This window comes from Streptomyces chryseus (assembly GCF_014650755.1).
GTDB classification, from domain to species: domain Bacteria; phylum Actinomycetota; class Actinomycetes; order Streptomycetales; family Streptomycetaceae; genus Streptomyces; species Streptomyces chryseus.
Genome location: NZ_BMVO01000001.1, coordinates 1 through 23,794 on the forward strand (window position 1 = coordinate 1; position 23,794 = coordinate 23,794).

Annotated in this window: 25 protein-coding genes; 9 read left to right on the forward strand and 16 right to left on the reverse strand. The window is 70.6% G+C overall.

Annotated elements, in window-relative coordinates; all coding sequences use genetic code 11:
- Positions 1–289: 289 nt before the first annotated feature.
- Positions 290–931, reverse strand: coding sequence for a DNA-3-methyladenine glycosylase (locus IE185_RS00005; RefSeq protein ID WP_138899131.1), 642 nt, complete (start codon positions 929–931; stop codon positions 290–292).
- Between the two features lie 137 nt (positions 932–1,068).
- Here IE185_RS00005 and IE185_RS00010 point away from each other — a divergent pair, with 137 nt between their 5' ends.
- The 3 genes from IE185_RS00010 to IE185_RS00020 all read left to right on the forward strand — a co-directional run bounded on the left by IE185_RS00010 (position 1,069) and on the right by IE185_RS00020 (position 3,108).
- Complete coding sequence (locus IE185_RS00010) at positions 1,069–1,851, forward strand: sporulation protein (RefSeq protein WP_138899132.1); 783 nt, start codon at positions 1,069–1,071, stop codon at positions 1,849–1,851.
- A 72-nt stretch (positions 1,852–1,923) separates the two neighbouring features.
- Positions 1,924–2,460 (forward strand): YbhB/YbcL family Raf kinase inhibitor-like protein, encoded by a 537-nt coding sequence (locus IE185_RS00015; RefSeq protein ID WP_138899133.1) that lies wholly within the window; start codon positions 1,924–1,926, stop codon positions 2,458–2,460.
- A gap of 144 nt (positions 2,461–2,604) precedes the next feature.
- Positions 2,605–3,108, forward strand: a complete 504-nt coding sequence (locus tag IE185_RS00020) for an HNH endonuclease (RefSeq protein ID WP_138899675.1) — start codon at positions 2,605–2,607, stop codon at positions 3,106–3,108.
- An 85-nt stretch (positions 3,109–3,193) separates the two neighbouring features.
- Here the strand turns inward: IE185_RS00020 and IE185_RS00025 are convergent, their stop codons facing one another.
- The 4 genes from IE185_RS00025 to IE185_RS00040 all read right to left on the reverse strand — a co-directional run bounded on the left by IE185_RS00025 (position 3,194) and on the right by IE185_RS00040 (position 6,382).
- Entirely contained in the window at positions 3,194–3,967 is a 774-nt protein-coding gene (locus IE185_RS00025) for a sulfite exporter TauE/SafE family protein (RefSeq protein WP_189714639.1), read from the reverse strand.
- Positions 3,968–4,043: 76 nt separating this feature from the next.
- Positions 4,044–4,973, reverse strand: coding sequence for an SPFH domain-containing protein (locus IE185_RS00030; protein WP_028814235.1), 930 nt, complete (start codon positions 4,971–4,973; stop codon positions 4,044–4,046).
- 124 nt (positions 4,974–5,097) lie between these two features.
- Positions 5,098–5,526, reverse strand: a complete 429-nt coding sequence (locus IE185_RS00035) for an NfeD family protein (RefSeq protein ID WP_138899016.1) — start codon at positions 5,524–5,526, stop codon at positions 5,098–5,100.
- Between the two features lie 58 nt (positions 5,527–5,584).
- Complete coding sequence (locus tag IE185_RS00040) at positions 5,585–6,382, reverse strand: ABC transporter ATP-binding protein (RefSeq protein ID WP_138899017.1); 798 nt, start codon at positions 6,380–6,382, stop codon at positions 5,585–5,587.
- 124 nt (positions 6,383–6,506) lie between these two features.
- On the opposite strand from IE185_RS00040, the gene IE185_RS00045 reads away from it, so the two are divergent.
- Positions 6,507–7,295 carry an Rv1486c family protein gene (locus IE185_RS00045; protein WP_189714355.1) on the forward strand — a complete coding sequence of 263 codons (789 nt, stop codon included), beginning with the start codon at positions 6,507–6,509 and terminating at the stop codon, positions 7,293–7,295.
- A 79-nt stretch (positions 7,296–7,374) separates the two neighbouring features.
- Here IE185_RS00045 and IE185_RS00050 read toward each other — a convergent pair whose 3' ends face one another.
- The 3 genes from IE185_RS00050 to IE185_RS00060 all read right to left on the reverse strand — a co-directional run bounded on the left by IE185_RS00050 (position 7,375) and on the right by IE185_RS00060 (position 9,600).
- A complete protein-coding gene (locus tag IE185_RS00050) occupies positions 7,375–7,623 on the reverse strand; it encodes a chaplin (protein WP_138899258.1) in 249 nt (82 codons plus the stop codon).
- Between the two features lie 137 nt (positions 7,624–7,760).
- Positions 7,761–8,423, reverse strand: coding sequence for a response regulator (locus IE185_RS00055; protein ID WP_229843285.1), 663 nt, complete (start codon positions 8,421–8,423; stop codon positions 7,761–7,763).
- Positions 8,416–9,600, reverse strand: a complete 1,185-nt coding sequence (locus tag IE185_RS00060; RefSeq protein WP_138899259.1) for a GAF domain-containing sensor histidine kinase — start codon at positions 9,598–9,600, stop codon at positions 8,416–8,418. Before IE185_RS00060 ends, IE185_RS00055 begins: the two co-directional genes overlap by 8 nt.
- A 461-nt stretch (positions 9,601–10,061) precedes the next feature.
- Here IE185_RS00060 and IE185_RS00065 point away from each other — a divergent pair, with 461 nt between their 5' ends.
- A complete protein-coding gene (locus IE185_RS00065) occupies positions 10,062–10,790 on the forward strand; it encodes a transglycosylase SLT domain-containing protein (protein ID WP_138898602.1) in 729 nt (242 codons plus the stop codon).
- A gap of 77 nt (positions 10,791–10,867) precedes the next feature.
- Here IE185_RS00065 and IE185_RS00070 read toward each other — a convergent pair whose 3' ends face one another.
- Positions 10,868–13,411, reverse strand: a complete 2,544-nt coding sequence (locus IE185_RS00070) for an ABC transporter ATP-binding protein/permease (RefSeq protein WP_138898601.1) — start codon at positions 13,409–13,411, stop codon at positions 10,868–10,870.
- A gap of 727 nt (positions 13,412–14,138) precedes the next feature.
- On the opposite strand from IE185_RS00070, the gene serB reads away from it, so the two are divergent.
- Positions 14,139–15,365: a phosphoserine phosphatase SerB gene (gene serB, locus IE185_RS00075; RefSeq protein ID WP_138899314.1), complete on the forward strand. Its 1,227-nt coding sequence runs from the start codon at positions 14,139–14,141 to the stop codon at positions 15,363–15,365.
- Between the two features lie 77 nt (positions 15,366–15,442).
- On the opposite strand, the gene IE185_RS00080 is transcribed toward serB, so the two are convergent.
- The 4 genes from IE185_RS00080 to IE185_RS00090 all read right to left on the reverse strand — a co-directional run bounded on the left by IE185_RS00080 (position 15,443) and on the right by IE185_RS00090 (position 17,840).
- Positions 15,443–15,961, reverse strand: a complete 519-nt coding sequence (locus tag IE185_RS00080; protein WP_138899313.1) for a SixA phosphatase family protein — start codon at positions 15,959–15,961, stop codon at positions 15,443–15,445.
- 83 nt (positions 15,962–16,044) lie between these two features.
- Positions 16,045–16,242: a hypothetical protein gene (locus IE185_RS00085; RefSeq protein ID WP_138899312.1), complete on the reverse strand. Its 198-nt coding sequence runs from the start codon at positions 16,240–16,242 to the stop codon at positions 16,045–16,047.
- A 164-nt stretch (positions 16,243–16,406) separates the two neighbouring features.
- Positions 16,407–16,523: an SGM_5486 family transporter-associated protein gene (locus IE185_RS33580; protein ID WP_268245800.1), complete on the reverse strand. Its 117-nt coding sequence runs from the start codon at positions 16,521–16,523 to the stop codon at positions 16,407–16,409.
- A gap of 42 nt (positions 16,524–16,565) precedes the next feature.
- Positions 16,566–17,840 (reverse strand): CynX/NimT family MFS transporter, encoded by a 1,275-nt coding sequence (locus IE185_RS00090; protein ID WP_189714357.1) that lies wholly within the window; start codon positions 17,838–17,840, stop codon positions 16,566–16,568.
- Positions 17,841–17,903: 63 nt separating this feature from the next.
- Here IE185_RS00090 and IE185_RS00095 point away from each other — a divergent pair, with 63 nt between their 5' ends.
- Positions 17,904–18,578 carry a FadR/GntR family transcriptional regulator gene (locus IE185_RS00095; RefSeq protein ID WP_138895075.1) on the forward strand — a complete coding sequence of 225 codons (675 nt, stop codon included), beginning with the start codon at positions 17,904–17,906 and terminating at the stop codon, positions 18,576–18,578.
- 24 nt (positions 18,579–18,602) lie between these two features.
- Here IE185_RS00095 and IE185_RS00100 read toward each other — a convergent pair whose 3' ends face one another.
- The 3 genes from IE185_RS00100 to fabG all read right to left on the reverse strand — a co-directional run bounded on the left by IE185_RS00100 (position 18,603) and on the right by fabG (position 20,656).
- The gene (locus IE185_RS00100; protein ID WP_138895074.1) at positions 18,603–18,977 is read right to left on the reverse strand and encodes a hypothetical protein; all 375 of its coding nucleotides are present in this window, start codon (positions 18,975–18,977) and stop codon (positions 18,603–18,605) included.
- Positions 18,978–19,164: 187 nt separating this feature from the next.
- Positions 19,165–19,932 carry an enoyl-ACP reductase FabI gene (fabI, locus tag IE185_RS00105; RefSeq protein WP_138895073.1) on the reverse strand — a complete coding sequence of 256 codons (768 nt, stop codon included), beginning with the start codon at positions 19,930–19,932 and terminating at the stop codon, positions 19,165–19,167.
- A 4-nt stretch (positions 19,933–19,936) separates the two neighbouring features.
- Entirely contained in the window at positions 19,937–20,656 is a 720-nt protein-coding gene (fabG, locus tag IE185_RS00110) for a 3-oxoacyl-[acyl-carrier-protein] reductase (protein WP_138895072.1), read from the reverse strand.
- Between the two features lie 184 nt (positions 20,657–20,840).
- Between fabG and IE185_RS00115 the strand changes: the two genes are divergently transcribed.
- Together IE185_RS00115 and IE185_RS00120 are read left to right on the forward strand one after the other, a co-directional pair.
- Entirely contained in the window at positions 20,841–22,364 is a 1,524-nt protein-coding gene (locus tag IE185_RS00115; RefSeq protein WP_138895071.1) for a TldD/PmbA family protein, read from the forward strand.
- Complete coding sequence (locus tag IE185_RS00120) at positions 22,361–23,752, forward strand: metallopeptidase TldD-related protein (RefSeq protein WP_138895070.1); 1,392 nt, start codon at positions 22,361–22,363, stop codon at positions 23,750–23,752. Before IE185_RS00115 ends, IE185_RS00120 begins: the two co-directional genes overlap by 4 nt.
- Positions 23,753–23,794: the final 42 nt, after the last annotated feature.

Below are 23,794 nucleotides of genomic sequence, written 5' to 3' on the forward strand. Positions count from 1 at the left end.
CGTGTTCCCGACTCTATCAGACTCTTTCGCGTCCGACTTCCTCGGCGCTTTCCAGTTCTTCGCTTTCGCGTTTCCCTTTCGGCGTGGTCACTACTTTAGCGGATTCTCCTTGCGACTCATAATCGAGCCGGTGAGTTGGAATTCGGGCATGCCGAAATCCAACCCGTAAGGGGAGTCGTAGGTAGTGGTTGGCCGCTTCGGGCTGCTTCGGTTGGCAGGGAAGCCCCGTACCGACAGCAGTGCCCGCGTCAAGCGGCTCGGGCCACATTAGGGGGCCGCCGGGGCCACGTCAAGTTCGTCGGCGGCGTGGCGTATGGGCCCGGAAGGGGCTGACCGTCGGGTCTCCGTCGATCCAGAACCGCCAGGGGTGGTCGGCGCCTTCGCCGCCCACGCCGGTGCGCGGACCGTTCATCACCAGGTCAGCAGGGGCGGGCGTGCCGTGCAGTACCGACAGAGGAGAATCGGGGCCGGCGCAGAGGTCGGTGCCGTCCAGGGTTCGGTCAACGTCCAGTCCTGTGGCGAGGCGGGCCGGCCCTTTGGCCAGTTCGTCGTCCTTTCGGGCCGAGAGCCGTCGTTTGCGCACCTGCTCCTGGCCTCGCATCACCTCTCCCCCGCGCAGCAGGACGCCGCTCGCGGTGTACTCCTGTCCGCAGACCAGGTTGAGGCTGAACCACATGCCGTAGATGAAGTAGACGTACGCATGACCGGGTGGCCCGAACATCGACGCGTTGCGTGCCGTCTTTCCTCGGTACGCGTGCGACCCGGGGTCACCCGCGCCGTCGTACGCCTCGACCTCGGTGATGCGGAGCTCGATGGGGCCCTCGTCGGTCAGTCGTACGAGGGTGCGGCCCAGGAGGTCGGGGGCGACCTCCAGTACGGGGCGGTCGAAGAAGGTCCTGGGCAGCGGCGTACGGTCGAGGTCGGTGATCATGCCCTCCGATCGTAGTGGAACTCGTCCGTTCGGGTACCTGGCCCTGAGGCGCGGCCTTTGCCAGGGTGAGGGCGCGGAACCGGGCGTGGTCCTTCCGCGTTTGTACTGGTCAGAACCAAAGATCTGGGGAGGAAGCCATGGGCTTCAAGAAGTTGCTTGCGAGCTTGGGTGCCGGTGGCGCGTCGGTGGAGACGGTGCTGACCGAGGCGAATGTCGTGCCGGGCGGTGTGGTCCAGGGCGAGGTGCGCATCCAGGGCGGTTCGGTCGATCAGCAGATCGAGGCGTTGTCGGTCGGTCTGCAGGCGCGTGTCGAGGTCGAGGGCGGTGACCAGGAGGTCAAGCAGGACATCGAGTTCACGAAGCAGCGGCTCGGCGGTGCCTTCGAGGTGAAGGCCGGCGCGGTGCACGTGGTGCCGTTCGGGCTGGACATCCCCTGGGAGACGCCGGTCACCAGCATCGCCGGTCAGCAGCTGCACGGCATGAACATCGGGGTGACGACCGAGCTGGAGATCGCGCGGGCCGTCGACTCCGGCGACCTGGACCCGATCAACGTGCACCCGCTGCCCGCGCAGCAGGCGATTCTGGACGCGTTCGTACAGCTGGGCTTCCGGTTCCGCAGCGCGGACATGGAGCGCGGTCACATCCGGGGGACGCGTCAGCGGCTGCCGTTCTACCAGGAGATCGAGTTCCAGCCGCCGCAGCAGTACCGCGGGCTCAACCAGGTCGAGCTGACCTTCGTCGCGGACGACCGCGAGATGGACGTCGTCCTGGAGATGGACAAGAAGCCGGGTCTCTTCAGTGAGAGCAGCGACTCGTACCGGGCCTTCAAGGTCGGGCTAAACGACTTCCAGGGGACCGACTGGGTCGCCTACCTCAATCAGTGGCTCGCCCAGGTCGGCGGTCAGCGCAACTGGCTCTAGGGCCGGAGCGCGCACACGCGCAGTTCACGTTGTACGAAGAAGGCAGTAGACAGCCCCATCGGAGGTTCAGACGTGTCCGAGGCGAAGAGGCCGCCGCTTCCCCATGACTTCCATCCGCCGGTGTCCTCGTTCACCGTGGTGAGCGAGGACGTCGCCGAAGGGGCGGTGCTGAACGACGCCCAGGTGTACGCCCAGGGCAATACGTCGCCGCACCTGAGGTGGGAGGGTTTCCCCGCCGGGACCAAGAGCTTCGCCGTGACGTGCTTCGATCCCGACGCGCCGACCGGCAGTGGTTTCTGGCACTGGACCGTCTTCGACATCCCGGCGGCGGTGACGGAGCTGCCCGCCGGTGCGGGCAGCGGGAAGTTCGAGGGGCTGCCGCAGGGCGCGGTCCAGGTCCGTAACGACTACGGGTCGAAGGACTTCGGCGGGGCGGCGCCGCCCGCGGGTGAGAAGCACCGGTATGTGTTCACCGTGTACGCGGTGGACGCCGAGCAGCTCGGTCCCGACGCCGACGCCTCGCCCGCCGCTGTGGGATTCAATCTGCGGTTCCACACGCTCGGGCGTGCGCAGCTGGTCGCCGAATACGAGGCTCCCCCGGCGAGTTGACCGTTCACTTTCTGTTTGCCCGTCCCTGGTCTTGGAAGAGATCAGGGACGGGCATCTTTTTATTGCGTTGTCCATCTCGGTATGCCCGGTCAGAGTTGATCCACGTCCGCCACGGGGTGGGCCGGCGCAGGGAGGGTGGGCGGGATGCGGGACACGCTGGTACTGAACGCGAGCTTCGAGCCGCTGTCTACGGTGACGTTGAACCGGGCGGTGGTGCTCGTCCTGACGGACAAGGCCGTCGTCGAGCAGGCACACCCCGGCCTGCGCATGCGTGCGGCCGCCGTGGATCTTCCGGTCCCCCAGGTGATCAGGCTGTGCCGTTATGTCCGGGTGCCCTTCCGAAGACACGCGCCGTGGTCGAGGCGTGGTGTGCTGATACGGGACCAGCACCGGTGCGCGTACTGCGGGCGGCGGGCCACCACCGTCGACCACGTGGTGCCGAAGGCCCAGGGCGGCGGAGACGGCTGGCTGAACACGGTGGCGTCGTGTGCGGAGGACAACCACCGCAAGGCGGACCGTACGCCGGACGAGGCGGGGATGCCGCTGCTGCACCGTCCGTTCGTGCCGTCGCCCGCCGACGCGATGCTGCTGGCGCTGGGAGCCGATGAGCGCTCCGCGTTGCCGCAATGGCTGGCGCAGCCGGCGTAGGGCTCGCACACGGCGTATCCGGCCCGCTTTCCCGGGAGTCGGAGTCCTTCGGGGCTCCCCGGGCGGCGGGCCTCGGTGTGCCGCCTCAGCGCAGGAGGAGCTGGACGATCGCGACGGTGCCGACGGCCACGATCAGGGCGCGCAGCGCGGTCGGTGGCAGGCGTCGGCCGATCTTGGCGCCGAGCTGGCCGCCGAGGGTGGAGCCGACGGCGATGAGGGCGACCGCGGTCCAGTCGAAGTCCGCGGCGAAGAGGAAGAAGGTCGCGGCGACGGTGTTGACGATCGCCGCGAGGACGTTCTTGGTGGCGTTGACGCGTTGCAGGGTGTCGGTGAGCAGCATGCCCATGAGGGCGACGTAGATGATGCCCTGGGCGGCGGTGAAGTAGCCGCCGTACACGCTGGCGAGCAGGAGGCCGGTGATGAGGAGGGGGCCGCCGTCGGGGTCGGGGTGGCTGTCGGAACCGAGGCGCTCGCGGCGGCGTTTGACCGCCGCCGTGATGCGCGGTTGCAGGACGACGAGGACCAGGGCGAGGCCGACCAGGACCGGCACGATGGTCTCGAAGGCGGTCGGGGGCAGGGCGAGGAGGAGTACGGCTCCGCAGAAGCCTCCGACGGCGGCTGCCGAGCCGAGGCGCAGGACGCGGCGGCGCTGGCCGGTGAGTTCCTTGCGGTAGCCGATGGCTCCGCTGATGGCGCCGGGGATCAGGCCGAGGGCGTTCGAGACGGTCGCGGTGACCGGCGGGAGGCCGGTGGCAAGCAGGACCGGGAAGGTGATCAGGGTTCCGGATCCGACGATGGTGTTGATGGTCCCGGCGCTCACGCCCGCGGCGAAGACGGCAAGCATCTCCCAGATGGTCACGGTGTGCCCTTCGTGCATGATCGTTGCTTGGAGCACCGATCATGCACGAAGACGGGCCCGCCTCCGTCGATGGGGGTCAGTCGATGGGGGGTTCCTGGCGGCGCTCCTGGCCGGTGTTGAAGCCGGGGGCGCCACCGCTGAAGTTGCCGAAGGCGCCGCTGAGGCCCTTGAGGGCGTCGCCGATCTCGCTGGGGACGATCCAGAGCTTGTTGGCGTCGCCCTCGGCGATCTTGGGGAGCATCTGGAGGTACTGGTACGACAGGAGCTTCTGGTCCGGGTCGCCGGCGTGGATGGACTCGAAGACCGTACGGATGGCCTGTGCCTCGCCCTCGGCGCGCAGGGCGGACGCCTTGGCCTCACCTTCGGCGCGCAGGATCGCGGACTGCTTCTCGCCCTCGGCGGTGAGGATGGCGGACTGCCGGATGCCCTCCGCGGTGAGGATCGCGGCGCGCTTGTCGCGGTCGGCGCGCATCTGCTTCTCCATCGAGTCCTGGATGGAGGTGGGCGGCTCGATGGCCTTGAGCTCGACGCGGTTGACGCGGATGCCCCACTTGCCGGTGGCCTCGTCGAGGACGCCGCGCAGCGCCGCGTTGATCTCCTCGCGGGAGGTCAGGGTCCGCTCCAGGTCCATGCCGCCGATGATGTTGCGGAGCGTGGTGACGGTGAGCTGCTCGATCGCCTGGATGTAGCTGGCGACTTCGTACGTCGCGGCGCGGGCGTCGGTGACCTGGTAGTAGATGACGGTGTCGATGTTGACGACCAGGTTGTCCTGGGTGATCACCGGCTGGGGCGGGAAGGGCACGACCTGTTCGCGCAGGTCGATCCGGTTGCGGATCGAGTCGATGAACGGGACGACGATGTTCAGGCCTGCGTTGAGGGTGCGTGTGTAGCGGCCGAAGCGCTCCACGATGGCGGCGCTGGCCTGCGGGATGACCTGAATCGTTTTGATCAGGGCGATGAAGACCAGCACCACCAGAATGATCAGGACGATGATGACGGATGACATCGCGTTTCCCGTGCCCTTCGTGTCGTGCTTCTCGGGAGACCGGCCCGGTCGCGCGCGGACGATCTGATGATCAATCTTCCCAGAACGCGGGCCGGTGTGCGGCGTGTTCGGCTTACCTGGCCGGTTACATCACCACGGCCGTCGCTCCGTCGATCTCGACGACGTCGACCTGCCGGCCGGGCTCGAAGCTCTGCTCCGCGTCGAGGGACCGCGCGGACCACACCTCGCCCGCGAGTTTGATCCGGCCGCCGCTGCCGTCGACCCGTTCGAGCACCACGGCCTGACGCCCCTTCAGGGCGTCGATGCCGGTGCGGTGTTGGGGCCGCTCGGAGCGGTGGCGGGCGGCTATCGGACGTACGACCGCGATCAGCGCGACCGAGACCGCGGCGAAGACCAGGACCTGGGCGACGATTCCGCCGCCCAGGCTCGCGGTCAGGGCTCCGGCGACCGCGCCCGCCGACAGCATTCCCAACTCGGGCATCGCGGTCACCACGAGCGGAATTCCCAGCCCGACGGCGCCGATCAGCCACCACACCCATGCGTCGATGTCCACATGGTCATGGTAGGTGCGGGCGGTCTTCGCCGACAGGGTGCGGGAACGGCCCGGACAGTCAGCCGAGCGGCAGGCCCTGGGCGGACCAGCGGTCGGACCTGCGCTCGACGACCAGCGGCAGGCCGAAGCACAAGGAGAGGTTGCGGGAGGTCAGTTCGGTCTCCACGGGGCCGGCGGCGAGGACCTTGCCCTGGCGGATCATCAGGACGTGGGTGAAGCCGGGGGCGATCTCCTCGACATGGTGCGTCACCATGATCATCGAGGGGGCGTACGGGTCGCGGGCGAGGCGGCCGAGGCGGCGGACGAGGTCTTCGCGGCCGCCGAGGTCGAGACCGGCGGCGGGCTCGTCGAGGAGCAGCAGTTCGGGGTCGGTCATCATCGCGCGGGCGATCATGGTCCGCTTGCGTTCGCCCTCGGAGAGCGTGCCGAACTCGCGGTCCAGGTACGCGGTCATGCCGAGGCGGTCGAGGAACGCGCGGGCGCGCTGCTCGTCGACCTCGTCGTAGTTCTCGTGCCAGGTGGCGGTCATGCCGTACGCCGCGGTGAGCACCGTCTGGAGGACGGTCTGCCGGCGGGGCAGCTTGTCGGCCAGCGCGATGCCCGCCATGCCGACGCGGGGGCGGAGCTCGAACACGTCGGTGCCGGGGCTGCCGAGCCTCTCGCCGAGGATCGTGGTGCTGCCGGTGGTCGGGAAGAGGTAGCTGGAGGCGACGTTCAGCAGGGTGGTCTTGCCGGCGCCGTTCGGGCCGAGGATCACCCAGCGCTCGCCCTCCTTGACCGACCAGGAGACGTCTTCCACCAGAGCGCGTCCGTCGCGGACCACGGATACGTCCACCAGCTCCAGTACATCGCTCATGAGCGCGTTGTCTCCCCATGCAGTCTCGAGAATGTCGGGCATGCCTGTAGGCACAGCTCCAGGGGAAAACCTACGCCACCGGTCGGGTGATCCGGTTGGTAGGTCCGTTCCCTAGGCTGGGGGCATGCTTTCCGAACCTCGCTCAGGACGACTGGCCGCATGGGGAAACGCCCTTCTGGCCGGACTCGCATCGCCGGATCATGTCGCGCTGGCCATCGTCGGGGAGGACGCGGCGCACCGGGTGGAAGGGGTGCCCGGGGAGGCGGGGCCCGTGGGGCTCACGCTGGCGCTGGGGCGGCTGCGGGCGCTGGGGGCCACCGGTTTCCGGGTGGCGCTGCCCGCGCCGGGGCATCCGCTGGGGCTCAGCGGGCCGCCGGAGTTCAACGCGCGGGCGCTGGAGGCCGAGGAGGCGGTGGTCTGCTCGGGGGCGGCGGTGGGGCTGGTGCCGGAGGTGTACGAGGTGGGGCCGAAGGGGGACGTACGGGTCGACGTGATGTGGCACTGCCTGGCCGTGCGGGAGGCTCCGCCCGCCGATGTGCCCTCGCTCGGGGAGGCCGAGCGGGAGCTCGCGGAGGCGCTTCGGGACGCCACGGCGGTGCTGTCGCGGCTCGACGTGGCGGGGTCGGGTCCGGTGGCCGAGGCCGCGATCGACGCGTACCGGGCGCGGGTGGAGGGCGGCGGCGCGGAGGTGCTGGCCCCCGGGTATCCGCCCCGGGCGGTACGCGTGCTGGAGCTGGCGCAGCGGGTGGGCCTGCTCGTCTCGGTGGCGCGCGGGAACGGGCACGGGGGTGCGGTCAGCGCGTCGGAGATGGCGGCCCGGGTGGAGGCACTGCGGCCGGTGGAGCGGGTGGCCCGGCGTGCGCAGGTGGCGGCGTACAACGCGTGGGTGGAGGAGCGGGAGCGGGGGCGCTGAGGCGGGTGGGGGCGTGCGACCGGCCCCCAGGCGCTGTGCGCCTGAGGGCCGGTGGTCACCGCTCGACCGGGGTGGTCGGTCAGCGGTTGACGGCCTGGTTCGCGAAGGCCGGGTTGAGGGCGCCGATGACGTTGACCGTGTTGCCGGAGACGTTCACCGGGACGTGGACCGGGGCCTGGACCAGGTTGCCGGAACCGACGCCCGGCGAGTGGACGGCCTTGCCCTGGGCCAGCGCACCGCTGTCGGTGGCGGAGGCAACACCGGCTCCGGCGGCGACGAGGCCACCCGCGACCATGGTGACGGCAGCGGCCTTCTTCAGGTTCTTCACTTCAGGATCCTCCTAGACGTTGCCGCGGCCAGCCGCCGCGGCACGTCATGAAGAACGCTCGCCCGCCGATGAGGATGCGCCATGTGGGGGACATACACCCGACGGTATGAATCTCGGACCGGACGTAGACCGTCCGATTAACCCGTGATCCCATGGCGCACGGCCCACAGCGCCGCCTGGGTGCGGTCGGAGAGGTCCAGTTTCATCAGGATGTTCGACACGTGCGTCTTGACCGTCTTCTCGGAGAGGACGAGCGCCCTGGCGATCTCCCGGTTCGAGCGGCCGTCGGCGATCAGCGTCAGGACTTCCCGCTCCCGTTCGGTCAGGGTGCTCCCCCGGCCCGTGCCCCCGTTCCCCTCCTCCTGCGCGAGCAGCGCGCCGGCGACCTCCGGCTGGAGGAGGACGTGGCCCGCGTGTACGGAGCGGATGGCGCCGGCCAGGGCGTCCGGGTCCACGTCCTTGTAGACGTAGCCCGAGGCACCCGCGCGCAGGGCGGGGACGACCGTGCGCTGCTCGGTGAAGCTGGTCACGATCAGCACCCTGGCGGGGTTGGCCAGCTCCCGGAGCTTGCGGAGCGCGTCGATGCCGTCCGTACCCGGCATCTTGATGTCCATCAGTACGACGTCGGGGCGCAGCTCCTCCGCGCGGGCCACGCCCTCGGCCCCGTCCGCGGCCTCGCCGACGACCTCGATGTCGTCCTGGACCTCCAGGAAGGTGCGCAGACCGCGGCGCACCACCTGGTGGTCGTCGACCAGCAGTACGCGGATGCCGTTCTTCGAGGGGCGTGCGGCGTCAGCCACCGGGGACCTCCATCTCGATCGTGGTGCCCTTGCCGGGCGCCGATTCGACGGTGAGTCTGCCGCCGGCGCCGCCGGCGCGGTCGCGCATCGAGACGAGGCCGAGGTGGCGGCCCGCTCGCCGTACCGTCTTCGGGTCGAAGCCGCTGCCGTCGTCGCTGACCCGCAGCCGGGCGCCCTGGCCGTTCCTCTCCAGTACGACGTCGACGTGGTCCGCGCCGGAGTGGCGCAGCGCGTTGTGCAGTGCCTCCTGGGCCACCCTCAGAAGCGCTTCCTCCTGGGCGGCGGGCAGGGCCCGTACACCGCTGCTGTGGAAGGTGACGCGGGCGGTGTGGGCGCGGTCCATGACCTGGATCTGGGTGCGCAGCGTGGCGATCAGGCCGTCCTCGTCGAGGGCCGCCGGGCGCAGTTCGACGACGGCGGCGCGCAGCTCGTCGGCCGCCTCGGCGGCCAGCGAGGCCACCTGCTGGAGTTCGCCCTTGGCGCGGGCCGGGTCGCGGTCGACGAGCGCGGCGGCGGCCTGCGCGGTCAGGCGCAGCGAGAAGAGCTTCTGGCTCACGGCGTCGTGGAGCTCGTGGGCCAGGCGGGAGCGTTCCTCGGCGATGGTCAGCTCGCGGCTGCGCTCGTACAGGCGCGCGTTGGTCAGGGCGATCGCGGCGTGCTGGGCGAGCATGGCGAGCAGTTCCTCGTCGTCCTCGGTGAAACCGCACGTGCCCTCGGGCTTCGGGCAGCGCTTGTTGGCGAGGAACAGCGCGCCGATGACCTCGTCGCCGTCGCGGATCGGCAGGCCGAGGAAGTCGGACATGTCGGGGTGCGCCGAGGGCCAGCCCTCGAAGCGCGGGTCCTCGCGCACGTCGGCGAGGCGCTCGGTGTGGGCGCCGTGCAGCATCGCGGCGAGGATGCCGTGCTGGCGGGGCAGCGGGCCGATCGCCTTCCACTGTTCGTCGCTGACGCCGTCGACGACGAACTGGGCGAACCCGCCGTGGTCGTCGGGAACCCCCAGTGCGGCGTACTCGGCGTCGAGCAGCTCGCGGGCGGACGCGACGATCGTCTTCAGTACGTCGCGCACTTCCAGGTGCCGGCTCATTGCGAGCAGCGCGGAACTCACGGCCGTCAGGCCGGCCCGGGGGGACGGGCTCTCCGCTGCTCGAACGCGGTGGAGAGCGTTCGGTTCGCTCATGTGGCCACCGTACCGGCGGGTCGTGGGGGCGGTATCGGGCCCGGGGAGGCCGTGGGCCGGGACGCTGGGCGTAGGTCGGACGGACCAGGCGGGGGGCCGGTGGCGCTCCGCCCGGCATTGAAGCCGACACCGGGGGGCGGGCGGTGCGGGGGCCGCTCGCGCACGCGCATCCGGGACCGCCACGGAGGCGTGACGTTGAGCATCGCTTGTGCAACTCATGGTGAGTTCGTTACGCGCCCGATGTGAGCCCGCGCATAGGACTCACGTCACTTACGAAGGGGCGTAGTTGGCGCATAAGGGGCGTCTGGGCTGGGTATCGCACCGCGCCAGGCCCTTCCACGAGGGCCCACGTCCACTACCGGGGATCGTACGTCACACCTTTGCCACGGGATTTTGCGGACGCTAACAATGGCTGCCGTCGCGGACTCCGCGGCTTCCGCTATTCGAAGAGGTACGTCTGCATGTCCGCGTCTCGCACCCCTGGCTATAGCCGCCTGAACAAGAACCACAAGTTCTCGATCGCCGGTGTCGCCGCCCTCGGCGCCGCCGCCCTCACGTTCTCGCTCGCCCCCGACAACGCGTCGGCCGAGGCCGACACGTTGTCCGTGGCCGCCGCAGCCCCGGTTGCGTGGTCGGCAGCCGCCGGCAGCGCGCAGGCCAAGACAGTGCACTCGAGCATCACGCAGCAGCAGGTCGGCGCCGACAAGGTCGCCAAGGCTGTGGCCGAGGCCCGCGCGAAGGCCGACGCCAAGGCCGTGGCAGCCGCCAAGGCGAAGGCCGCGGCCGACGCCAAGGCCAAGGCCGAGGCGAAGAAGCGCGCCGACGAGCGCGCGGCCGCGAGCCGCGCCGCCGCGCGCAAGCCGGTCTACGCGAACAACCTCGACGGGTGGATTCGTGAGGCGATGTCCATCATGAAGAAGCACAACATCCCCGGCTCCTACGAGGGCATCCACCGCAACATCATCCGCGAGTCCTCCGGTAACCCGCGCGCGATCAACAACTGGGACATCAACGCCATCAACGGCATCCCGTCCAAGGGTCTGCTCCAGGTCATCAAGCCGACCTTCGACGCGTACCACATCGCAGGCACGAAGCACGACCAGTACGACCCGGTCGCCAACATCGTCGCCGCCTGCAACTACGCGGCCGACCGCTACGGCTCCATGGACAACGTCAACAGCGCCTACTGAGCCTGACGTCCGAGTGTACGAAAGGGCGGCACCCCCGCGGGGTGCCGCCCTTCGGCGTGTCCGGTGCCCGGGTGCCGTTACTTGCGCATGACCTCGGGCTCGTGGCGCCGCAGCAGGCGCACGACCAGCAGGCCGCAGAGGACGCCGATGCCGAGCAGCACGCTCATGTCGACGATCCACTGCCCCGCTGAGTGGTCCCACAGCCCGTCGAGGTTCTGCGGGTCCCACGGCATGGTGACGTTGAGCTGCGCCGTGGTGCCGAGCGCGGCGACGGCCCAGCGCGACGGCATCAGCCAGGCGACCTGCTCGATGCCGGGGCTGTCGTGGAGCTGGAAGAGCACGCCGGTGAAGACGACCTGGACGATCGCGAACATCACCAGCAGCGGCATCGTCTTCTCGGCGGTCTTCACGAGCGCGGAGATGATCAGACCGAACATCATCGAGGTGAAACCGAGCGCGCTGATGACGATCGTCATCTCGATGACCGGGGTGTCCTCGAACAGGACGCCCTCGGCCGGCAGCTTCGAGCGGGCGCCGAAGCCGATAGCCGCGATGATCACGCCCTGGAGGGCGGTGATGAAGCCGAGGACGATGACCTTGGACATCAGGTACGCCGAGCGGGACAGGCCGGTGGCCCGCTCGCGTTCGTAGATGACCCGTTCCTTGATCAGCTCTCGGACGGAGTTGGCGGCGCCCGAGAAGCAGGCGCCGACCGCGAGGATCAGCAGGATCGTGCCGACGTCCTTGTTGATCAGGCGGTTCTTCTCCGGGCCGAAGCCCAGGCCGCTGTCCGCCGGGATCACGGTGCTGACGATGCCCAGCACGGCCGGGAGGATCAGCATGAGGCCGATGAAGCCCTTGTCGGACACGATCACCGACACATAGCGGCGGATCAGCGTCCACAGCTGCGAGCCCCAGCTCTGCGGCTTGGGCGGGCGCATCTGCTGCGGGGGCGGCATGTGTACGGGCTGTGCGGCGACGGCGTCGATGTCGGCGGCGTACATCTGGTAGTGCTGGGAGCCGCGCCAGCGGCCCGCCCAGTCGTAGTCGCGGTAGTTCTCGAACGCGGAGAACACGTCGGCCCAGGTGCTGTAGCCGAAGAAGTTCAGCGCCTCCTCGGGCGGGCCGAAGTACGCGACGCTGCCGCCCGGGGCCATGACGAGGAGCTTGTCGCAGATCGCCAGCTCGGCCACGGAGTGGGTGACGACGAGGACCGTACGGCCGTCGTCGGCGAGGCCGCGCAGCAGCTGCATGACGTCGCGGTCCATGCCCGGGTCGAGGCCGGAGGTCGGCTCGTCGAGGAAGATCAGCGACGGCTTGGTCAGCAGCTCCAGGGCCACCGAGACGCGCTTGCGCTGGCCACCGGAGAGGGAGGTGACCTTCTTCTCCTTGTGGATGTCCAGCTTGAGCTCGCCGAGCACCTCGTTGATGCGCTGCTCGCGCTCGGCCTCGGTGGTGTCGGCCGGGAAGCGGAGCTTGGCGGCGTACTTGAGGGCCTTCTTGACGGTCAGTTCCTTGTGCAGGATGTCGTCCTGCGGGACCAGACCGATGCGCTGGCGCAGCTCGGCGAACTGCTTGTAGAGGTTCCGGTTGTCGTACAGGACGTCGCCCTGGTTGGCGGGCCGGTAGCCGGTGAGCGCCTTGAGCAGGGTGGACTTGCCGGAGCCGGACGGGCCGATGACCGCGATGAGCGACTTCTCGGGTACGCCGAAGGAGACGTCCTTGAGGATCTGCTTGCCGCCGTCGACCGTCACGGTGAGGTGGCGCGCGGAGAAGGAGACCTCGCCGGTGTCGACGAACTCCTCCAGCCGATCCGCGACCAGGCGGAACGTCGAGTGGCCGACGCCGACGATGTCGGTGGGACCGAGGAACACGGTGCCGGACTTGGGGATCGGCTGACCGTTGACGTAGGTGCCGTTGTGGCTGCCGAGGTCGCGGATCTGGAAGCGGCCGTCGGGCGTCGCGGTGAACTCGGCGTGCAGGCGCGAGACCTGGAGGTCGGAGACCACCAGTTCGTTCTCCAGGGCACGGCCGATCCGCATCACGCGGCCCATGGAGACCTGGTGGAACGTCGTCGGGCTGCGGTCGCCGTACACCGGCGGCGCCCCCGCGGCACCGCCGGCCGGGGCGCCCTGCTGGTGCGGCACCTGCGCCTGGTGGGGCGCCTGCTGCCAGGACTGCTGGGGCTGGTGCGGCTGCTGCTGGGGCGCGTCCTGCGGCTGGGCCTGGGGGGCCCAGGCGGGCGAGGCCTGCTGCTGAGGTGCCTGGTGGGGCGCCGCCTGCTGCTGGGCCATGGCACCCTGCCCGCCGGGGACTCCCGTACCGGACAGGCTGAGCCGCGGGCCGTCGGTGGCGTTGCCCAGGTGCACGGCGGAGCCGGGGCCGATCTCCATCTGGTGGATCCGCTGGCCCTGCACGTACGTGCCGTTGGTGCTGCCGTGGTCCTCGATGACCCAACTGCGGCCGCCCCAGCTGACGGTGGCATGCCGCCACGAGACCCTGGCGTCGTCGATCACGAGGTCGCCCTGCGGATCGCGTCCGAGGGTGTACGACCTGGACGGATCGAGCGTCCAGGTCCTTCCATTCAATTCCAGTACGAGTTCCGGCACTCCGCGCCCCACTAGTTGTCCCCCGAGTTACCCCCGTCGCAGGGGAGTCTAGGGATGCTGAACATCGGGAGGAACTATTTCAGGCCCGGTCCCGAATTAGAAAGTCGAGCCCTGTGACGACCGTCCGGGGGCTGCCCGTTGGCCCGGGAGAAACACCTCCGGAGCGTGGTAAGTGCGGGTGAGTACGGACGGATCATGCGTGAAGGGCGCAACTCGGGTCAGGAGGGTACGGATCGGGTGGCCCTGACGCGTACGAGCGGCAGGGGTGGCATGTGGTGGGGCATGGTACGGCTCGTTTCCATAGCCCCGGTGAGCTGGGCGTCGGTCGGTACGCCCCCGGAGTCGCGGCCTGGGTGCCTGCGCCGGGCGCGGACCCGGCAGGTCGCCCGGTCCGACGACCGTGGCCCCGGCGGCGCGAGGTGCTGGTGGTTCGGCCGGCCCGTCGGGCGGTGGCTCGGGGGTCGGTCTTCGGGGCGCGGAGGTGGCCACCGCCGTCGACATCACGCCACTCGGTGGAGTGGGGCTGGGGAGGCCCCACCCCACCTCGAGTGACGGCGGGCTGCCGGCGGTGGGGGCGCGGGGGCCTGGCTCTGCCCCGCGCCCGGTCCCCATGCGCCGGGCGGGCCGAGAAGGGGGCGGAGGCGGCACGGGCGGTGAGGGCGGGCGGGGCCGGGGCCGGTGTCCGGTCCTCGGGACAGGAGGTGAGGGCGGGGGAAGGGCCCGATACGGTAGAGGCATCATGAGCGCATCTCAGCCGAGTCGGCCCGGTCAGTCCCCCGACACTGCCCCCACCCTTCTCGTCAAGATCTTCGGGAAGGACCGTCCCGGAATCACCGCCGGGCTCTTCGACACGCTTGCCGCCTACTCCGTCGACGTCGTCGACATCGAGCAGGTCGTCACCCGGGGCCGCATCGTCCTGTGCGCCCTGGTCACCGAGCCGACCGTGAGCACCTCCGGTGAGCTGCGGGCCACCGTGCACAGCTGGGCCGACTCCCTGAGCCTCCAGGCCGAGATCATCTCGGGTACGGGCGACAACCGGCCGCGCGGCAGCGGACGTTCGCACGTCACCGTGCTCGGGCATCCTCTCACCGCCGAGTCGACCGCCGCCATAGCGGCCACGATCACCGGCACCGGCGGCAACATCGACCGTATCTTCCGCCTCGCCAAGTATCCGGTCACCGCGGTGGAGTTCGCGGTTTCCGGTACGGAGACCGAGGCGCTGCGCACCGCGCTGGCGCTGGAGGCCGCCGAGCTCGGGATCGACGTGGCCGTGGTGTCGGCAGGGCTGCACCGGCGTGCTCAGCGCCTGGTCGTGATGGACGTGGATTCCACGCTCATCCAGGACGAGGTCATCGAGCTCTTCGCCGCGCACGCGGGCTGTGAGGACCAGGTCGCCGAGGTCACCGCCCAGGCGATGCGCGGGGAGCTGGACTTCGAGCAGTCGCTGCACGCGCGCGTCGCCCTGCTCGCCGGGCTCGACGCCGACGTCGTGGACAAGGTACGCCAGGAGGTGCGGCTCACCCCTGGCGCCCGCACCCTGATCCGTACGCTCAAGCGGCTCGGCTACCAAGTGGGCGTCGTCTCCGGCGGGTTCACCCAGGTCACCGACGACCTCCAGGAGCGCCTCGGGCTGGACTTCGCGTCCGCCAACACGCTGGAGATCGTGGACGGCAAGCTCACCGGCCGTGTCGTCGGCGAGATCGTGGACCGTGCGGGCAAGGCGCGGCTGCTGCGCCGTTTCGCCGCCGAGGCGGGCGTACCGCTCGCCCAGACCGTGGCGATCGGCGACGGCGCCAACGACCTCGACATGCTGAACGCGGCGGGGCTGGGTGTCGCCTTCAACGCCAAGCCCGTCGTGCGCAGGGCGGCCGACACCGCCGTGAACGTGCCGTTCCTGGACACCGTGCTGTATCTGCTCGGCATCACCCGGGAAGAGGTCGAGGCCGCCGACGGCCTGGCGGAGTGAGCGCCCCGGTACGACAGGAGGCCCCGGCGCGCGGACGCGCGCCGGGGCCTTCGTTCGTACCGGAAAAGGGTGTGGGCTCAGTCGTGCGGGGCCCAGTAGTCCAGCAGCTTGCCCACGCCGTGCTCCACGGACTTCCAGGAGCCGGTGAAGCCGACCACCGCGAACGACGCGGTCGGGAAGCCGCTCTTGGTCATGCGGGCCATGGCGTCGCGCTCGCCGCTGCCGGCGAGCGCGTCGGCGGCGGCGTGCATGCTGGGGTTGTGCCCGATGACGAGGAGGTCGTTCACCTCGTCCGGGGTCTCGTTCAGGAGCGCGAGGAGGTCGCCGAGGGTGGCCTCGTACAGCCGCTCCTCGTAGACGGTCCTGGGACGCCTCGGCAGTTCCTGTACGGCCAGCTTCCAGGTCTCGCGCGTCCTGGTCGCGGTCGAGCACAGAGCCAGGTCGAAGGTGATGCCCGTGTCGGCCAGTTTGTGGCCGGCGACCGGGGCGTCCATGCGGCCGCGGTCGGCGAGCGGCCGATCGTGGTCGGACACCTGCGGCCAGTCGGCCTTCGCATGCCGGAGTAGGACGATCCTGCGGGGTGTATCGACGCTCATGCATCCCAGCTTCGCACGAATCTCGCCACGGGGCGCAGGGTGTTGAACGGCTGCCCCGGCACGGGTGAACGGGGCCCGGGCGACTAGTGGGACAGGGTCTGCTGGATGCGCTCCACGAGGTGCGTGACCGACGGATCACCGGTCGCCGCGCGCGCCTCGCCCGGTCCCGCGATCATGAGCAGCAGGACGGCGAAGGCGAGGGCGGGGAGAACGACGGCCCACCACGGGAGCCGGGTGCCGGAGGCCGGGGGGTGGGTCCGGGTGTGTGCGCGGGCCGCCATGACCGCCTCCGTCGTCGCTGTTCGGCTGTTGCCTCGAACCTACGGAGTGCGCGCGCGGGAACCCATCCGGTGACCCACCCAGATGACCCTGACCCTGGCCCCCTAAGGGGTGGTGGGGACAGCCCCACCACCGGTACGGGCGCGAAGGCGTCAGTGGCCGGGGCTCACGGTGAGGCGAGAGTGGCGATGATCGCGATGAGGACCGTGATGCCGAGCATCGCGCCGAGCACGAGCAGCAGCTTCTTCTGGCCGTTCTGGGGGTTCGGGTCGAGTACAGGCATGCGGCCAGTCTCGCACCCTTTGTACGCCCGCCCCCGGCCGGGTCAGGCGAGTTCGTCCTCGATCGTACGGTTGCGTCCCGCCAGCACGCCGACCACGATCTGCGGCAGCATCAGGCCCGCCATGAGGCCGATCGGCAGGCCCCAGCTGCCGCTGTGCTGGTAGAGCACGCCCACCAGCAGCGGGCCGGGGATCGAGATCAGGTACCCGGTGCTCTGGGCGAAGGCGGAGAGGCGTACGACGCCGGCGCCGCTCTTCGCGCGCATCCCGATCATGGTCAGGGCGAGCGGGAACGCGCAGTTCGAGACGCCGAGCAGCAGGGCCCACGCCCAGGCGCCGGAGGCCGGGGCGAGGTAGAGGCCGGCGTACCCCAGAAGGCCGGACAGGCCGAGGGCGACGACGATCGGGCCCTGGTTGCGCATACGGGAGGCCAGGCGCGGGATGACGAAGGCGAGCGGGATGCCCATCGCCATGGTCACGGCGAGCAGCACGCCGGCCGTGCCGGCGGAGACTCCGGCGTCGCGGAAGATCTGCGGCATCCATCCCATGGTGATGTACGCCGCGGTGGCCTGGAGGCCGAAGAAGCAGGCCAGCGCCCAGGCCGTGCGGCTGCGGGTGATGCTCAGGGTGGGCGCGGGGGTGCTCTCCCGTTCGGGGGCGGCCGGGGTGCGGGGGGCGCGGGTGGCCGGGTGGCGTGTGAGGACGAGCCAGGGCAGTACGGCGACGGCGGCCAGGGTGCCCCACACGGCGAGGCCGGTCTGCCAACTGCCGCCCAGTGCCCGCGTCATGGGCACGGTGGCGGCCGCGGCGAGGGCGGTGCCGAGGGCCAGGGCCATCGAGTAGAGCCCGGTCAGCTGGCCGACGCGGTCGGGGAACCAGCGCTTGACGATGACCGGCATCAGGATGTTGCTCACCGCGATGCCCATGAGGGCCAGTGCGCTGGCGGCGAGGAATCCGGCCGTACCTCCCAGGTAGGGGCGGATCAGCAGGCCCACGGCGATGGCCGCCATGCCCGCGCAGACGATGGCGCCGGGGCCGAAGCGACGGGCGAGGCGGGGCGCGGTGAGGCCGAAGACCGCGAAGCACAGCGGCGGCACCGAGGTCAGCAGGCCGGCGACGCTGCCGCTCATGCCGAGCCCGGCCCGGACCTCCGCGAGGAGCGGCCCGAGGCTGGTGATGGCCGGGCGGAGGTTGAGCGCGGCGAGGACGAGCCCGAGGACCACGAGCCGGGTGACCCAGACCGACCGGGGCCGGGTCTGGTTGCGGGGCTCTACGGTGGCTTCGGCGGCGGGGTTCAGGGTTCGGGTCTCACTGGCCATGGATCCATCATAGAATCATGGGATGATTGGTTGTCCAATCCTGAACCAGGGAGCACAGGCACTATGGCGCTGACGTCACCCCGCCGTTCGGCGCTCGCCGACCAGGTGATCACCGAGCTGCGCAACCAGATCACCTCGGGCGAGTGGCCGGTGGGGTCGCGGATCCCGACCGAGCCCGAGCTGGTCGAGCAGTTGGGCGTCGCCCGCAACACCGTCCGCGAGGCGGTGCGCGCGCTGGCGCACAACGGGCTGCTGGACATCCGGCAGGGCTCCGGTACGTACGTGGCGGCCACCAGCGAGCTGGCCGGCGTCATGCACCGCCGGTTCGCGGACGCCGACCCGCGCCACATCGCGGAGCTGCGCTCGACCCTGGAGTCCTCGGCGGCCCGGCTCGCGGCGCGGCGGCGTACCGAGCGGGACGTGCGGCAGTTGGACGCGGTGCTCGCGCGGCGCGAGGAGGCGTGGGCCTCGGGCGACGCGGAGCTCTTCGTGCGGGCGGACGCGACGCTGCACCTGGCCGTGGTCGCCGCCTCGCACAACGACGTACTGATCGGGCTGTACGCGGACCTCGGCGACCTGCTGCGCGACTGGCTGCGCGAGGACGTGGGGCAGGAACTGCGCCCCGAGGACCACATGGACCACAGCCGGCTGATCGAGGCGATCCGGGACCGGGACGCGGACACCGCGGCCGTCGAGGCGGCGGGTTACTCGCTCAAGTGCCTCGGGGAGCGGGTGTAGGCGGGCACGGCGGCGTACGCGGCGCTACATCCGGTGGTGACTGACCCAGGCCGCGCGGACTTCCTTCCAGCAGCGGTCCGTCAGGCGCACGGTCTGCGCGGGTCCCACCTCGACGGGTGAGCCGTCGGCGTCGATGTCCCACCAGCGGTCGCACTCGGTGTGCAGGCGGACCAGGTCCGACACGGGGTACGGATTGTGGCAGTACGCGACGACGCGCGAGCCCTCCACGCTCGTACGGCAGGTGGCGCCGAAGAGGGCGACGTCCGGGGCGGAGCGCCTCGCCTGGGCGGTCTTGTGCCCGCGGTCCGACGCGCGCTCGGCAACGGCCGGGGCGGCCAGGGCGGCGACGGCGGCCAGGGCCAGCGCGCCGGCTGCGGCTCGACGGTTCGACGGGCGCACATGCGCCACCTCCTCCCCACTGAGCGCCGGGTACGTCCCGGTTTCCTCAGTGTGCGGGGAGTCGCCGGTCTTTTCGACTCGGGGGGCCGGTTCGTGCACGGAGCGTCACCGCGGACGGGGACCGGACGCACGGAAGCCGCGCGGCCGTCGGGCGGACGGTCACGCGGCTTCCCGGAAGCGGTGCGGGTTACGCGCCGATCGCGTGCAGACCGCCGTCGACGTGGACGATCTCGCCTGTCGTCATCGGGAACCAGTCGGAGAGCAGCGCGACGACGCCGCGGCCGGCCGGCTCCGGGTCGGCCATGTCCCACTTCAGCGGGGAGCGGTTGTCCCAGACGCCCGCCAGGTCCGCGAAGCCGGGGATGGACTTGGCGGCCATGGAGCCGAGCGGTCCGGCGGAGATCAGGTTGCACCGGATGTTGTCCGGGCCCAGGTCACGGGCGAGGTAGCGGGAGGTGGCCTCCAGCGCGGCCTTGGCCGGGCCCATCCAGTCGTACTGCGGCCAGGCGAACTGGGCGTCGAAGGTGAGGCCGACGACCGAGCTGCCGGATCCCATCAGCGGGCGGCAGGCCATGGTGAGCGACTTCAGCGAGAACGCCGAGACGTGCATCGCGGTGGCGACGGACTCGAAGGGCGTGTTGAGGAAGTTGCCGCCGAGCGCGTCCTGCGGGGCGAACCCGATGGAGTGGACGACGCCGTCGAGGCCGCCGAGCTCCTCACGTACCAGGCCTTCCAGCCGGTCCAGGTGCTCGGTGTTGGTCACGTCCAGCTCGATGACCTTGGCCGGCTTGGGCAGCCTCTTCGCGATGCGCTCGGTGAGCGTGGGGCGGGGGAAGGCGGTCAGGATGACTTCGGCACCCTGCTCCTGGGCCATCTTGGCGGTGTGGAAGGCGATGGAGGACTCCATCAGCACACCCGTGATGAGGATGCGCTTGCCGTCGAGAATTCCACTCATGTGATCAGTGACCCATGCCCAATCCGCCGTCAACCGGGATGACGGCTCCAGTGATGTACGACGCGTCGTCGGAGGAGAGGAAGCGCACGGCGGCGGCGATCTCCTCCGGCTGCGCGTAACGGCCGAGCGGCACCTGGGCGACGATGCCCTTGCGCTGCTCGTCCGTGAGCACTCCGGTCATGTCGGTGTCGACAAATCCGGGCGCCACGACGTTGAAGGTGATGTTGCGCGAGCCCAGCTCACGGGCGAGCGAGCGCGCGAAGCCGACCAGACCGGCCTTGGACGCGGCGTAGTTCGCCTGCCCCGCCGAGCCGAGGAGCCCGACGACCGAGGAGATCAGTACGACCCTCCCCTTCTTGGCGCGCAGCATGCCGCGGTTGGCCCGCTTGACGACCCGGAAGGTGCCGGTGAGGTTGGTGTCGAGTACGGACGTGAAGTCCTCCTCGGACATCCGCATGAGGAGTTGGTCCTTGGTGACGCCGGCGTTGGCCACCAGCACCTCCACGGGACCGTGCTTCTCCTCGATCTCCTTGTAGGCCTGCTCCACCTGCTCCGTGTCGGTGATGTCGCACCGGACGGCGAGGCAGCCGAGTTCGGTCAGGGCGGCCGGTGGTTCGCCGGAGCGGTACGTGAACGCGACCTTGTCGCCGGCTTCGGCGAAAGCTCGGGCGATGGCGAGGCCGATGCCCCGGTTTCCTCCGGTGACGAGAACCGAGCGGCTCAACGGATCACCCTTTCCATAGCGGTCTGGTACTGACCGAAACTATCGGTACCGGACCACGGACGGAGAATCGGGCCCTGACAGCGCGTAGAGACGCCCTCTGTCGGGTCCCTACAGAATGTGGTGGGCAAGGGGCCTGTGATCACGACATGATCTGAGGGACCGGTCTCGACGACAGGAGTCATCCGTGCCTCATTCCATCGACGAAGCGTTCACAGCGCTGCCGCTGCGCGCGCTCGCCGACGCGGCGCTCGCGCGGGCCCGCGCGCTGGGCGCCGACCACGCCGATTTCCGCTTCGAGCGGGTGCGCAGCGCCTCCTGGCGGCTGCGCGACGCCAAGCCGTCGGGCTCCTCCGACACCACGGACCTGGGATACGCGGTGCGGGTGGTGCACGGCGGCAGTTGGGGCTTCGCGTCGGGCGTGGACCTGGGCATGGACGCCGCCGCGCGGGTCGCGGGGCAGGCCGTGGCGATGGCCAAGCTGTCGGCGAAGGTGATCGGCGCGGCCGGTTCCGACGAGCGGGTGGAGCTGGCGGACGAGCCGGTGCACGCGGACCGGACGTGGATCTCGGCGTACGACATCAATCCGTTCGACGTGCCGGACGAGGAGAAGGCGGGGCTGCTCGCCGACTGGAGCGCCCGGCTGCTGGCGGCCGACGGCGTCGCGCACGTGGACGCCTCGCTGCTGACCGTGCAGGAGAACAAGTTCTACGCGGACACGGCCGGCACGGTCACCACGCAGCAGCGGGTACGGCTGCATCCGCAGCTCACGGCGGTCTCCGTGGACGCGGCGACCGGTGAGTTCGACTCGATGCGCACGATCGCCCCGCCGGTGGGGCGCGGCTGGGAGTACCTGCTGGGGACCGGCTGGGACTGGGACGGCGAGCTGGAGCGGATGCCCTCGCTGCTCGCCGAGAAGATGCGCGCGCCGAGTGTGGAGGCGGGGACGTACGACCTGGTCGTCGACCCGTCGAACCTGTGGCTGACCATCCACGAGTCGATCGGGCACGCGACGGAGCTGGACCGCGCGCTGGGTTACGAGGCGGCGTACGCCGGGACCTCCTTCGCCACCTTCGACCAGCTCGGGAAGCTGGCCTACGGTTCGCCGGTCATGAACGTGACGGGCGACCGGACCGCCGAGCACGGGCTCGCCACCATCGGGTACGACGACGAGGGCGTCGAGGCGCAGTCGTGGGACCTGATCACGAACGGCACGCTCACCGGCTACCAGCTGGACCGGCGCACCGCCAAGCTGACGGGTCTGGGCCGGTCGAACGGCTGCGCCTTCGCGGACTCCCCCGCGCACGTGCCGGTGCAGCGCATGGCGAACGTGTCGCTGCGGCCGGATCCGGGCGGGCTGTCCACCGAGGACCTGATCGGCGGCGTCGAGCGCGGGATCTACGTCGTCGGTGACCGGTCGTGGTCGATCGACATGCAGCGGTACAACTTCCAGTTCACCGGCCAGCGCTTCTTCCGGATCGAGAACGGGCGGCTCGCCGGCCAGCTGCGCGATGTGGCGTACCAGGCGACGACCACCGATTTCTGGGGGTCGATGACCGCCGTCGGCGGCCCGCAGACGTACGTCCTGGGGGGCGCCTTCAACTGCGGCAAGGCCCAGCCGGGCCAGGTCGCGGCCGTCTCGCACGGATGCCCGTCGGCGCTTTTCCGCGGCGTCAACATCCTGAACACCACGCAGGAGGCCGGACGATGAGCCGCACAGCCAAGCCGTACGAGATCGTCGAGCGGGCTCTGGAGCTGTCCACGGCCGACGGCTGCGTGGTGATCGCGGACGAGCACTCCTCCGCCAATCTGCGCTGGGCGGGCAACACGCTCACCACGAACGGCGTCACGCGCGGGCGCACGCTCACCGTGATCGCCACCGTCGACGGCGCGCGGGGGACGGCGTCGGGCGTGGTGTCCCGGTCCGCCGTCACGGCCGACGAGCTGGAGCCGCTGGTACGGGCCGCCGAGGCGGCGGCGCGCGGCGCCGGGCCCGCGGAGGACGCCCAGCCGCTGGTGTCCGGGGTGCCGGACTCCCCCGGCTTCAAGGACGCGCCCGCCGAGACCTCGTCCGGCGTCTTCACCGACTTCGCGCCCGCGCTCGGCGAGTCCTTCGCCCGCGCGCGGGCCGGCGGCCGAGAGCTGTACGGCTTCGCGAACCACGAGATGACGTCCACCTATCTCGGTACGTCGACGGGTCTGCGCCTGCGGCACGACCAGCCCAACGGCACCCTGGAGATCAACGCCAAGTCGCCGGACCGCAGCCGCTCGGCCTGGGCCGGGTACTCCACCCGGGACTTCCGCGACATGGACCCGGCGGCCGTCGACGCCGAGCTGGCGACGCGCCTCGGCTGGGCCGAGCGCCGGATCGACCTTCCGGCGGGGCGGTACGAGACGCTGCTGCCGCCCACCGCCGTCGCGGACCTGCTGGTCTACCAGCTGTGGTCGTCGGCGGCCCGGGACGCCGCCGAGGGCCGCACGGTGTTCAGCAGGCCGGGCGGCGGGACCCGGGTCGGCGAGACGCTGTCCCCGCTGCCGCTGACGCTGCGCAGCGACCCGTACGAGCCCGGCCTGGAGTCGGCGCCGTTCGTCGTCGCGCACTCCTCGGGCGACGACTCGTCGGTCTTCGACAACGGCCTGCCGCTGGCCCCGACCGACTGGGTGCGCGACGGCCGGCTGGAGCACCTGGTCACGACGCGGCACAGCGCGGGGCTGACCGGGCTGCCGGTGGCTCCGGCGATCGGCAACCTGGTCCTGGACGGGGGCGGCGAGCGCTCGTTGGAGGAGATGGTCGCCTCGACGGAACGCGGGCTGCTGCTGACCTGCCTCTGGTACATCCGCGAGGTCGACCCGGCGACGCTGCTGCTGACCGGGCTGACCCGGGACGGCGTCTATCTCGTCGAGAACGGGGAGGTGGTCGGCGAGGTGAACAACTTCCGGTTCAACGAGTCGCCGGTCGACCTGCTGTCGCGGGCGTCGGAGGCCGGGCGTACCGAGAGGACGCTGCCGCGCGAGTGGGGCGACTGGTTCACGCGGGCCGCGATGCCGGCGCTGCGCGTCCCGGACTTCAACATGAGTTCGGTCAGCCAGGGCGTGTGACGCCCATAGACTGACCTGGAGCATTCCACAGCGTTCGAATCG